The organism is Alcaligenes parafaecalis (assembly GCF_026344135.1).
In the GTDB taxonomy this organism is placed as follows: Bacteria; Pseudomonadota; Gammaproteobacteria; order Burkholderiales; family Burkholderiaceae_B; genus Alcaligenes; species Alcaligenes parafaecalis.
This window is the reverse complement of record NZ_JAPKNA010000001.1, coordinates 1,111,215-1,122,218: the sequence shown is the minus strand read 5'-3', so window position 1 is coordinate 1,122,218 and position 11,004 is coordinate 1,111,215. Positions and strand designations below refer to the sequence as shown.

General features: G+C 56.4%; 9 protein-coding genes, 2 tRNA genes and 1 riboswitch. Of the genes, 7 read left to right on the top strand and 4 right to left on the bottom strand.

Features of this window, described 5'->3' with window-relative positions; all coding sequences use genetic code 11:
- The first annotated feature begins 57 nt into the window (after positions 1-57).
- Complete coding sequence (locus tag OSH09_RS05240; RefSeq protein ID WP_207875093.1) at positions 58-933, top strand: LysR substrate-binding domain-containing protein; 876 nt, start codon at positions 58-60, stop codon at positions 931-933.
- 6 nt (positions 934-939) lie between these two features.
- On the opposite strand, the gene OSH09_RS05235 is transcribed toward OSH09_RS05240, so the two are convergent.
- Positions 940-2,970 carry a DUF4139 domain-containing protein gene (locus OSH09_RS05235; protein ID WP_266120375.1) on the bottom strand — a complete coding sequence of 677 codons (2,031 nt, stop codon included), beginning with the start codon at positions 2,968-2,970 and terminating at the stop codon, positions 940-942.
- Between the two features lie 222 nt (positions 2,971-3,192).
- On the opposite strand from OSH09_RS05235, the gene OSH09_RS05230 reads away from it, so the two are divergent.
- The 3 genes from OSH09_RS05230 to OSH09_RS05220 all read left to right on the top strand — a co-directional run bounded on the left by OSH09_RS05230 (position 3,193) and on the right by OSH09_RS05220 (position 7,136).
- Positions 3,193-3,873 carry a prepilin peptidase gene (locus OSH09_RS05230; RefSeq protein ID WP_323178718.1) on the top strand — a complete coding sequence of 227 codons (681 nt, stop codon included), beginning with the start codon at positions 3,193-3,195 and terminating at the stop codon, positions 3,871-3,873.
- A 199-nt stretch (positions 3,874-4,072) separates the two neighbouring features.
- Positions 4,073-6,052: a CTQ-dependent glycine oxidase GoxA gene (gene goxA, locus OSH09_RS05225; RefSeq protein WP_266120374.1), complete on the top strand. Its 1,980-nt coding sequence runs from the start codon at positions 4,073-4,075 to the stop codon at positions 6,050-6,052.
- A 10-nt stretch (positions 6,053-6,062) separates the two neighbouring features.
- Entirely contained in the window at positions 6,063-7,136 is a 1,074-nt protein-coding gene (locus tag OSH09_RS05220; protein ID WP_266120373.1) for an NAD(P)/FAD-dependent oxidoreductase, read from the top strand.
- 318 nt (positions 7,137-7,454) lie between these two features.
- On the opposite strand, the gene OSH09_RS05215 is transcribed toward OSH09_RS05220, so the two are convergent.
- Positions 7,455-7,539: transfer RNA gene (locus OSH09_RS05215), tRNA-Leu, on the bottom strand.
- 161 nt (positions 7,540-7,700) lie between these two features.
- Here OSH09_RS05215 and OSH09_RS05210 point away from each other — a divergent pair.
- Both OSH09_RS05210 and OSH09_RS05205 read left to right on the top strand, forming a co-directional pair.
- Positions 7,701-8,273, top strand: a complete 573-nt coding sequence (locus tag OSH09_RS05210; RefSeq protein ID WP_207875089.1) for a PadR family transcriptional regulator — start codon at positions 7,701-7,703, stop codon at positions 8,271-8,273.
- 2 nt (positions 8,274-8,275) lie between these two features.
- Complete coding sequence (locus OSH09_RS05205; RefSeq protein ID WP_266120372.1) at positions 8,276-9,076, top strand: siderophore-interacting protein; 801 nt, start codon at positions 8,276-8,278, stop codon at positions 9,074-9,076.
- On the opposite strand, the gene OSH09_RS05200 is transcribed toward OSH09_RS05205, so the two are convergent.
- A complete protein-coding gene (locus tag OSH09_RS05200) occupies positions 9,073-9,417 on the bottom strand; it encodes a hypothetical protein (protein WP_266120371.1) in 345 nt (114 codons plus the stop codon). The genes OSH09_RS05205 and OSH09_RS05200 overlap by 4 nt on opposite strands.
- 117 nt (positions 9,418-9,534) lie before the next feature.
- Positions 9,535-9,628, bottom strand: a riboswitch (SAM-I-IV-variant riboswitch).
- Between the two features lie 152 nt (positions 9,629-9,780).
- Between OSH09_RS05200 and OSH09_RS05195 the strand changes: the two genes are divergently transcribed.
- Positions 9,781-9,865 (top strand) — tRNA-Leu (locus tag OSH09_RS05195).
- A 138-nt stretch (positions 9,866-10,003) separates the two neighbouring features.
- Here the strand turns inward: OSH09_RS05195 and OSH09_RS05190 are convergent.
- Positions 10,004-10,882, bottom strand: coding sequence for a LysR family transcriptional regulator (locus OSH09_RS05190; protein ID WP_266120370.1), 879 nt, complete (start codon positions 10,880-10,882; stop codon positions 10,004-10,006).
- Between the last annotated feature and the right edge of the window lie 122 nt (positions 10,883-11,004).

Below are 11,004 nucleotides of genomic sequence, written 5' to 3'. Positions count from 1 at the left end.
CTGTAATACGAGCATCGGATAATTTGGGCTTTCCCTCTTCCCAAGGAAAGCAGCAGCATGCTGGCTCTGGAACTCAAGTCCTTTCATGCCACGGCGCATTGTGGCTCTATTACCAAGGCGGCCCAACAATTGGGCATCAGCCAGCCCACCGTCACTTCACACCTGCGACAACTGGAAACCCGTTACGGGGTGGAGCTGTTTTATCGGCAAGGCAAGGGCGTATATCTGAGCCAGCAAGGGGAGCGCCTCTTGCCGCAAGTTGAGCAATTAATGCAGCAGGCCGCGCAGATTGATTTCAGCTTGCGCGATCTGCGTGATCTCAAAAGTGGCATGCTGCGCGTGGGGGCAACCGGGCCGTATTACATCATGGCTGTGTTACGCAATTTCCATCAGGCTTACCCCGGTGTGAAGATGCGCTTGAGCATTGATAACTCCCAAAGGGTGTTAAGTGCCCTGCACGACTATCAATTGGATGTGATTGCGTCCTCGGCCCTGGTCGACGATCCGCGACTGGTGCGTTTGTTGTTGGCGTCGGACCCCTTGGTGGCCGTGTTGCGGGTGGATCATCCTCTGGCGAATCGCCAGCGTGTGCGCATTGTGGAGTTGTGCCGCTATCCCATCTTGATGCGTGAATCAGGTTCCATGACGCGAGAGCTGTGCCATCAGGTGTTCCGTCAGGCAGGGCAGGAGCCGACGCAGCTACTGGAAATAGGGAGTCGGGAGGCCATCGGTTGGGGAGTCGTGTGCGGGATGGGGGCCAGCCTGTTGCCCTTGCGCGAAGTGCCCGCGCATCCAGACATCATCAGCCTGCCTTTAAGCGATGTCTCGGCCCATTTGAGCGAGTTTGTGTACTGTTTGAAAGAACGCGCGCAAGGCCATGCCATACGCGCGTTTCTGGAGCAGGTGCAGGCCGAGTTGCCTGCACCGGCTTGAAGCGACTTAGCCCAGTTCAGCCAAGCCTTTCTCAAAAGCCTGACGGGCTTTTTGTACGGCATCGCGCTGTTCCTGAACGGCTTTGCGCTGGCTGGCAATCTGGTCTTCCTGCTGAGCCAGTTGTTCGCTGAATCGTTGACCCAAGGTACTTTGGGCGCTGACAGCAGCCAGGTTGGCTCGGATGCGTTCCTGCTCGGACACTGTCTCGTTCAGGTTTTCGACGGCCTGGTTCTGCGCCTGCTGGGCTTGGCTCAGTTGGCGACGCAGTTCAATCAGCTTGTCCATCTTGGCTTGTTGCGCGCTGTCCTGGCCGTTACCACGCCATTGCAGAAGGGTGTTTTCGTCGATTTCCTCCAGGCGCAATTCCATCTGGTCTTGCAGGCTCAACTGGGCTGTGACGGTGACGGTCTTGCCCTTGGCAACTTTGATCTTCAGACGGTGTTCCTGGGCCGTATCGCTGTCATGGGCATCGGACTTGAAGGTCCAGCCATCCTGGCGAGGCAGTTGGATCAGGACGGTGCGATCTTCATCGGTCGGGGCTTTGATCTCGAAGCGGTAGTTTTGCAGACGCGTCCATTCGGAGCGGGCCACGCCATCGGTCACGCGGGTTTTGCTCAGACGATATTCATCCGTTTGCTCCTCACGGATCTGCACTTTGCTGTCCTGGGCAAAGTAGATCAGGCGCTGTTCACCGGCGGGCAGGCCAGCCAGTTCCGCATCGCCTACATGACCATCTTGCTGGTTGAACACGGTAATGATGCCGGGTGGCAGGCTGTTGGCCTGTTCATTGTTGACCCAGATGGCCGCCGTGGGGTGATCGCCTGCCTGACCACTGCGGTAGACCGACAGGGCTTCGGCTTGCAAGGAGGTATCGATAAAGGGGACCGAGACGGTCTGGCCGGTAGGCACACTCAAGGTTTGAGGCAGGTTAAAGCGAACCTGGGTCAAACCTTCCTGAGCTTGGGTGCTGGCACCGGCGCCACCGGAGGCCCATTGTTTGGACATGGCGCTGTCTGCCATATAGGCCGCTTCCATCATGGGGGCGGGGGCGGCCACCGGGGCCATGCGGGCGCGCATGGCTTCACCCGCTGCTCGGCGCGCTTGATTGGCGTTTAAGGTCGCCTGGGTGTCGGCTTGTGGGGCGAGGGAACTGCCGACAGCAACGGGTAGCTCAGGGCGCTCATTCCAGTAGCGTTCCAGCAGACGTTGACGCAGCATGACTGGTGAGCCGGAACTTAGCGTGACCTTCACGTCTTTCCAGTCTTCACCGCTGGTATTTTCAAAAATGGCCCAGGCCTGCAGGCGGGCCTTGCCGTCCTGCATCATCAGTCGATAGGAGCTTTTCCAGACTGGTGCAGGAATCAGGTAGGACAGTCGGGCAGTCTTGGTATCGGTCTTGTTCAAGACCAATTGAATATCACGCGATTGCTGATTGCTTTGACCGGCCAGCACTTCAGTGGCCTGCTGCAATTGCTGCTGCAAGGTCTTGTCCAGAATTTCCAGGCTGGTGTCGGGTCCCAGTTCCAGCGTTTGGATCTGGCCTTGTTCAGTCAGCACGCTCAAGATGGCTTGGGCGGGACGTTCGTTGGTGGCCGCATTGGCTTGCACACCCAGGACGGCACCACGCACCAGACGGCCTTGCGAGCTGGCGCTGACTTGTTGACCACGCAGAGCCTGAGCCAGGGTAGCGGGCGAGCGCAGGTCTTTGGCCGAGAAGGGCAGGCTGTCAAAGCTTTCTTTCAGTGGGGCCAGACCCGACAAGGTCAGCGATTCGATGCGGTTTTTGCCATCGACAGCCATCAGGGTTTTCAGAATGTCATCTACCTGAATGAGAGGCACGCGCAGTTGTGCGGTGCCCGTATCACTGATGGGGATTTGTCGCTCGATCTCGGCCATCCCGGCGCTGGATAAGGTAATGGACTCGATCTGTTGGGCCCAGGCTGTACTGGCTGCCGAGCCCGTCCAGAGCAAGAGCAAAGCGCCCGTCAAATGACGTAGGCGGGGAGTACGCGCAGGGTGTGGCACAAGATGGTTCATAGCGCTTCCTTATTCATCCGTAAGCGAAACAAAGGGGTGAAGCGCATTATGCCTAGCCTTGTGGGGCTGTGTCTGTGATTCGGGTAACAAAAAAATGCCACTGTCCACTTCGATACCCCTGGAGCAAAAAATGCTTACGTCATCAAAACCACCTGGGGCTCTGCTAGGATTTGGGCAGCGTGGCTGAGAAGCGTGCTTTCATTAACCCGGTGAAGGATCAATATGATGTGGATGTCGTGGGGCAATGCCTGGGCGGGAATGGGGCTTGCTCTGCTCCTGGCGGTCTGTTTTTTCTGGCCTGCCCGGCACTGGTCCTGGAGTTTGCCCATTGAATTGGAGCCTGAACTGGAGGCCCGGCCGCAGCGTGTCCATCACCAATGGGGCGGGATCTGCCAGGGCTTGGCCCTGGTCTTGATGCTCTGGGCAGGGTGGCGCTGGCATTTGACCCCGGCGACGGTAGCCGCCTGTGTATTTATTGCAGGAACGGCCTTGCTGGCCTGGATTGATGCGGAAACAGGCTATTTGCCGGATCGCCTGACCTTGCCTTTGTTATGGTTGGGCTTGCTGGTCAATCTGGATCACACCTTTACCAGCTTGCCCTTGGCGGTGATGGGGGCGGCATTGGGGTATGGCAGTTTGTGGCTTTTGAATTATGTGTTTCTGTTGCTGACCGGACGTGCAGGCATGGGGCATGGCGACTTCAAATTATTGGCCGCTCTGGGAGCCTGGCTGGGGGCGACGGCTCTGCCGGGAATGGTGTTGTCGGCGTCTGTCCTGGGTTTGTTGGCGGCCTTGCTATTGAGGCTCAGTGGACGACTGGAAGCGGGGCAGGCGATTCATTTTGGCCCCTATCTGGTCTTGGGAAGCTGGGTGCTGCTGTTTTCGCTCCCTCGCATTCTGTAAACATATGTATCATATTTTCAACAATTATTAAAAAAAATGACTGCGACTTTTCCTCTGCTGTCATAGTGGCGAAAAGCAGAGAGGCCGGTTCAGGGACGGTCTGTGCAGACGCCTCTGGCTCTTCTTGATTCTATTTTTAGCCACTACGTTTACGCGCATCGATACGTCGACTCTATAGCGATGATCGAAGGGGACCATTATGAAACGTCGCGATTTTCTGTTCAGCGCCGCTGCGGCCAGCCTGAGCTCACCCATCTGGTTTAAATCTGCCATCTCGCCTTTGCAGGCGCAGGAGTTAGCGCCCAAAGGAGCCAAAATTGCGCGGGTGGCCATTTTCCCGGCCATTGGCTTTGCTCGGGTTGGCAATTCCAGTGAATGGTTTCCTGCCCCTGAGGTTCCTGGTCTGATGGACGAGCCTGAACAGGGCTTCAAGGATGCTCAAGGTCGCATCAAGAAGCAGGCGCAGCGCTTTCGTTTATATGCCTACGACGATCAAGGTCGGGTCGTGCGTGAGCTGGATGCCAGCTTCAATCCCAAGTGGACGGTGCACGTCGCCAATACCAAAGCTGCCTGGTACGGCTTTGTGAATGCCATGGATCGGGGGGATGCGGCTCCCGGTGTGCCGGGTGCCCAACGCAATCCGTTTATTGCCGGTGACAAACGCCGCGACATGCTGGTGATTGATCCCGGTCCGGTCACTATTGAAGGCAAATCGACAAATACCGACGGGACCAATACGGCCTACCGCATGCAAGGCCGTTTCTGGCAAAGCCTGGATGTACCGCTGGGGCACTTGCGCACGGATGAAGCAGGGCGCCTGCTGGTGTTCCCGGCGGACGGCGTATCGCGCACGGCAATTGAGCAAAATCCGGTGCGGGACTTCACCAATAATGATGGCTGGCATGACGACTGGTGTGATGGCTGGGTTAAAGCCACCGTGCAGATTGATGGCGAAATCGTGGAGTGCGAACCGGCCTGGGTGGTGTCTTGCGGCCCCAAGTTTGCCCCGCAAATGGAGCCCATTGTGACGCTCTACGATGCGGCGCGTGAAGCCATGATTTCCTTGGGCCAACTGTCCGAACCCGGCGAAAAGGTCTCCTTCCGGCGCGATGTGCTGCCTATCTTGCGCCGCAGTGGTCAGATGCAATGGGTAGCCAGCGCCACCTTCCTGGGCACGGCCTGGCAGAAAGTCGGTGACTTGTCGGACCCGGACACTTTGGCGGCCTTGGCCGAGCCGGGCGAGCAGGCTCGCGCGCAACGGCAGCGTGTGTTTGAGGCCTTCCGGCGTCCCGGTGGTGAAGACATCCGCGCCAATGCCTTGCCTTTGATGCTGGGTGATGGTGTGAACTATCCCGATAGCCCCCACTCCTGGCTGACACTGACCAAGACGCAATACAACATTCTGAGTTTGTGGGCACAAGGCAAGTTCGAGAACGATTTCCTTGACGCGAAGATGGATGCCTATACTTCCCTGGATAAAATCCCGCTGGAGCTGCAACCTGAAGCCTTGACTCGTGCTGCCTTGGACGCATGCTCGGGCGGAGCCTTCCACCCTGGTGTGGAAATTACCTGGCCGATTCGCCACCCTGAACTGTTCCAGGGCAAGGGTCAAACCCGCTTGCCGTTCCGTCTGGCCTTGTCGCCACGCAAGAATCTGGTGCAGGACATGGGCTATCAACTTAATCCGGTCAATGTGTTTGCAGGCAATCCCAAGATCACTGACAAGGATGAGAAGGGCGCTCCTATCGGTCCACAAGCACCGGGTGACCTGACGCGCTGGATGGGTGTGCCGTGGCAAGGGGATGCCTTTAGCTGCCAGGCCGTACAAACAGCCGACAGTTTCCCTACGCCTATCTGGTGGCCAGCTCTTTTGCCGGTCGATGTTCTGCCAGAAGCGTTTTACAAGCAATTGATGGACAAGGATTTGAGCGTGGAAGAACGTCTGCGCTTCTATCACAGCCGTGTGCCTTGGGCGCGGGGTGCTTCCGGGATTGGCTTGCACGTGGAAGCGGGTTATACCGATGGCCTGCGTCGCATGATCGAGCTTTGGACTCATATGGGAGTCGTGGTAAAACGTCCGGGGCCAGTCGGGCTGGCAGGAGTTCCGCCCGAGCTGTATGTGGAAGTGCAACGTGGTTCTATGGACATTGTCCCGCTGACAAAACAGACGGGAACCTGAGGATGAAGGCATGATGATTGTTGTTGGCGCCGGTGTGGCGGGTTTAGCGGCGGCGCGTCGCCTGAGTATGCAAGGTCAGGATGTAACGCTGGTGGCTCCGCAAGAGCCCCAGCCAGCTTTTGGCGAAACCTTGTCCGAGCGCGGGGCACAGGTGTTGACTAGCCTGGGTTGGGCAAGCTGTCTGGACGAGACGGTGGCCTTGCGCTCGCAAGGGCGTTTTTCTGTATGGGGTGGCGCAGGATTGCGCACCATACAGGATGAAGATGGGCAAGGTTATTTGCTGGACAAGGCGAGGCTGGAACAAGTCTTGTTGGAGCGCGTACAAAAAGAAAAGAAAGTCAGTATTCGTCAGACCCGAGTGCAGAGTCTGGAGCATCTGCCTGAGGGGGTGAAAGCCGTATTGACAGATGGCACGAGTCTGGAAGCCAGCGCATTGATCGACTGTACCGGCCGTGCCGCCTTGTCGGCCGGAGCCGCTGCCGAGCGTCGCCGTCTGGATAGGTTGGTTGCTGCCTGGCAAGTGTTCGACTTACCTGAAGGGGCCGAGCCCCTGGCGGCCTCCCTGGTCGAGGCGGTGGAATTGGGCTGGTGGTATCTGTCGCCCATGCCCGGTCACCGCCTGATGGTGGCCTTGTTCTCGGATTCGGATCTTTTGCCTGATGGCTTGAGCCGCGATGGCTCGGTATGGGCTGGTTTGCTGGCTTGTGCCGATGCCGCACGAGTGCGCATGGAAAGCCTGGGCCTGGATAGTCAGATGGCAGATCACACGCCGAGAGTCAGCGCGGCCGCTAGCTGCACCGTGTCTTACTTTTTGGAAGGCCGTATCCTGCGCGCTGGTGATGCAGGCGCGGCAATGGACCCCTTGGCGGCGAATGGCCTGGCAACGGCATTGTGGAGTGGATCGCAAGCCGCACAAGCCGCGATCGCGTTGACACAAGGTAATCCAGAACCTGCCCGCAGCTATGAGAAAGATTACTTGCTGGGTTTGGTGCGCCATTTGAATGCACAACATGCCTTGTACAGCATGGAGCAACGCTATCAGGCGCAGCCGTTCTGGCAACGCCGTCACCGCGCATTGGATTGAGACGCTAAAGAGCGTTGCGGCGGATAGGGCAGTAGCCCAATTACTTGAGCCACTAAAAAAACCGAAGCAGATTGAATACTGTTTCGGTTTTTTTCTTTGTTTTCAAGAGACAAAACAAAAAAGGCCGATCATTTTTCAATGATCGGCCTTCCGGAATTTTGGTGCCCAGAAGAGGACTCGGTCACACAGGCGCGACCCCGGTCGGGCTTGCATGCCCGACCTTTCTCGTCCCCACGTCAGGTGCTCAAGCACCTGACTTTCTGGGCTGGAATGCAAAAAGCCAACCATCTTACGATGATCGGCTTTTTGAGGAATATTTGGTGCCCAGAAGAGGACTCGAACCTCCACACCCGAAGGCACATGGACCTGAACCATGCGCGTCTACCAATTCCGCCACCTGGGCTTTGATTCAAGCTGTTGCTCGCCTCAAGCCTGTAATTATAGGGTTAATTCAACTAAAAATGCAAGCAATTATCCTGGCGTAGAATTTATTTTAATTTCTAGTTGATTGGCGTTCTCATTATCATTAGAATGTGTCGTGTGATATAGCATAAGAGTGTGATCATGAAATTCAACACAATGGATGTCGAGCGCATGTTGCTGGATATGGGCCAGGGTCGAAAGTACTCTGCCCGCGCCATGCAACTCATGCTGATGGCGCTGCTCAAAGAAGGCAGCACTCACGGTTATCAACTGATCCGCCGCTTTGCGCAGATCAGCCAGAACAGCTATGTACCCAGTGCGGGCGCGGTGTATCCGGCCCTGGCTTATTGCGCCACTCAAGGCTGGGTACTGATTGAGGAAGAAGGTCGACGCAAGATGTACAGCCTGACCAAAGAAGGTCAGGCCTATCTGGACGAGCAGCACGAGAAATGTGATTACCTGCTGCAATCCCTGACCTATCGCGGGCGCAAGCTGGTGTGGATCCGGCAGATGTTGGCCGAACACAATAGCGATGAAGATTTGAAGGCCGCACAAGAGCAAACAGGCTGGTTGCCGGAGTTTGTCCAGGTACGTCATAGCCTGAAGCAGGCCATGTTTGAACAATCAACCGCTAGCCTGGAACGGCAGGCGGAGGTGGTGGCTATTCTGGAAAAAGCCATAGCCGAAATACGCAACTTGCCTAAGGAGGCCTAAGCATGCAGTCTGAACAATTAACGCAGAAAGTGGCCCATACCCTGAAGCTGCGCTTGCTGACCGTCAAGCAGCGACGCGAACTGGGTCCTGTTATGGTGCGCATCACCTTGGAAGGCTCGGATCTGGAAGGGTTTCACACCCCCGGTTTTGATGACCACGTTAAATTGATTTTCCCCGATCCCGCCACCAAGGAATTGCGTCTGCCCCAAATGGGCGAGCGTGGCATGGTCTTTGCCGCTGGTCAGGAAAAGCCCCCCATCCGCGACTACACCCCGCGCGAATTCCGAGCGCAGGACAATGAGATGGATATTGATTTTGTGGTCCACGGCGAAGGCCCTGCATGCCAATGGGCCATGCACGCCAAAGAGGGCGACAAGCTGGGCGTAGCCGGTCCACGCGGCTCCTTCCTGGTCAGCAAGGATCTGGATTGGCAAATCCTGATTGGTGACGAAACCGCCGTGCCTGCCATGGCACGACGCGTGCATGAACTGCCCGCCAATGTGAAGGTGCAGGTTTACGTGCTGGCCCGCAATCTGCTGACACTGGGCACGATGGAGGCGCCCGATCACGTAACCGTGAATTGGATTCCTTCTCTGGCGGGGCTGGATGGCGTTCTTGATGCCCTGCGTGCCGCACCGGAATTAAGCGGTACAGGCTACGTCTGGGTCGCGGCTGAATATTCGATTGCTCAAAGCTTGCGCGAGTATTGGGTGCAAGAACGAGGTCTGGATAAAGGAGTCATCCGGGCCAGCAGCTACTGGCGACAAGGTGATCAGGGCGAAGACGCTCCCCGCCTGGACTAGGCCGCTTGCTGCTGAGGGTAGGGCTGGGCGCGCAAGCGTCCGCCTACTTTCAGGACAGGCTGTAAATCCGTATCCAGAACCGTGCTGGGATGTGCCAGACGATGTTCGTCAATCAGCCGGGCAATGGCATCCATGTTCAGCAGCAAGGTGCTGTCAATATCATGTTGAAAGCGGGCCCAGTAGCCGCCACGGCAACTGGAACCAAGCCAACGCGGCTCGTAATCACCGACCGTATCGGCATGCCGTTCACACACTACGGCCAGCCGGGAACAACCGGGACGCAGAACAATGCGATAGCTGTGTTGTTCCAGGGTCAGGTGATAGAAAAACGCTGCGGACATAAAACACTCCTGTTTAGCTCTTGGAAGTGATTCCGGGTGAGCAATTTGGATTAAAGGACCCGTTGGCTGCCTGGCAAGCCAAGCATAAAAAAACCCGCTGGCAGCGGGGTGTATGACTACGATCCCTTTGGTTGCCAGATGGCCATATCTTGAATCCACCTTGTGCGGGTACACAGGTTGGCATGGGATGTCCCAACTCTTGATATAGCAATAAGCATAAAAGCGATTCTCATGAAGTGCAAGAGCTGCCTTTATTTCTATCGGGCATGAAAACGGTAGAAATAGTTTGCGAAATTTGAAAATCATGCTATAGTCCTCTTCTGTCTTGCAGAGACGAGTTGAAAAACAAGTCCAGCAGTCAGAGCCCAGGTGGCGGAATTGGTAGACGCGCATGGTTCAGGTCCATGTGCCTTCGGGTGTGGAGGTTCGAGTCCTCTTCTGGGCACCAAATATTCCTCAAAAAGCCGATCATCGTAAGATGGTTGGCTTTTTGCATTCCAGCCCAGAAAGTCAGGTGCTTGAGCACCTGACGTGGGGACGAGAAAGGTCGGGCATGCAAGCCCGACCGGGGTCGCGTCTGGTGCGCTTAGTCCTGCTCCAGCTCAAAAATCAGCATCTGCATAAACTCCTGCACACTGGTGGGTAGCACCCGCTTTGCCATACTCAGCACCTGTATATCCCTCTCCAGACGCGAGTCATGCACGGGGATGGTTTTCAGACCATTGTCCTGACTGCTGCGGTGGCTGATCAAGGCCCCCAAAGCAATCGCTTCTGTCTGTCGCACGTATTCGTGCAGCGCCCCCGAATAATTGCAGCTAAAGACTTCGTTGAAGCGCAGTTTTTCCATCTGGCAGACATGGTTGAAAAGCTGCTTTTGTGTCGACTCCTCACCCGGCACCACGATGGGATAGGCTTGCAGTTCGGCTAGCGTCAGGCTGCGTGAACGAGCCAATGGGTGATCAGGCCGCATAATGGCAAAAAGAGGGGATCGACAGCTATGGTTCACCTCGACATCGGGCACGGGCGCCGTGCTAAAGACCACCGCAAGATCGACATCGCCGTTTTTGACTTGCTCCAGGCAATCATTGGGCGAGCCAACCCTCAAGGCAAATTGCGCCTGTGGCATGCGGGCCGAAAAATCAGCCATTACACCGGGTAAAAAGTAGCGCGACAAGCCCTCGGTAGCAGCTACCCGGATCAGATGGGCTTGTGCATAGTCCTGGGTGCGCAGGCTCTGCAGGATGGCTTCTTCTTCCAAACGTACTCGTAAAGCGTGATCGGCCAGGGCTTGCCCGGCAGCGGTCAGTACCATGCCGCGTCGTCTGCGTTCAAACAGGCTGACCCCCACGGCCTCTTCCAGCAAGGCAATTTGTCGGCTGATAGCGCTGGGTGCAATGTGCAGCCGTGCACTAGCCGCGGCCAGCGAGCCCGTTTCCATAACGGCCAGAAAATATTTGTAGTCCATAAAAAAATGCCCGTCCTGGCGTTGGACGAATGGGTTCGTGTCGTTTTAAGGATTCTAAAAATTAGCTGATTAGATTCTAAAGATAGAAATATACAGAAGGAAAGCCAGATTTTATAGTCCCA

Excerpts from the sequence above, each read along its gene's own strand:
- OSH09_RS05240 (WP_207875093.1), top strand. The coding sequence starts at position 58 with ATGCTGGCTCTGGAACTCAAGTCCTTTCATGCCACGGCGCATTGTGGC.
- goxA (WP_266120374.1), top strand. The coding sequence starts at position 4,073 with ATGAAACGTCGCGATTTTCTGTTCAGCGCCGCTGCGGCCAGCCTGAGC.
- OSH09_RS05190 (WP_266120370.1), bottom strand. The coding sequence starts at position 10,882 with ATGGACTACAAATATTTTCTGGCCGTTATGGAAACGGGCTCGCTGGCC.
- OSH09_RS05235 (WP_266120375.1), bottom strand. The coding sequence starts at position 2,970 with ATGAACCATCTTGTGCCACACCCTGCGCGTACTCCCCGCCTACGTCAT.
- OSH09_RS05210 (WP_207875089.1), top strand. The coding sequence starts at position 7,701 with ATGAAATTCAACACAATGGATGTCGAGCGCATGTTGCTGGATATGGGC.
- OSH09_RS05220 (WP_266120373.1), top strand. The coding sequence starts at position 6,063 with ATGATGATTGTTGTTGGCGCCGGTGTGGCGGGTTTAGCGGCGGCGCGT.
- OSH09_RS05230 (WP_323178718.1), top strand. The coding sequence starts at position 3,193 with ATGATGTGGATGTCGTGGGGCAATGCCTGGGCGGGAATGGGGCTTGCT.
- OSH09_RS05205 (WP_266120372.1), top strand. The coding sequence starts at position 8,276 with ATGCAGTCTGAACAATTAACGCAGAAAGTGGCCCATACCCTGAAGCTG.
- OSH09_RS05200 (WP_266120371.1), bottom strand. The coding sequence starts at position 9,417 with ATGTCCGCAGCGTTTTTCTATCACCTGACCCTGGAACAACACAGCTAT.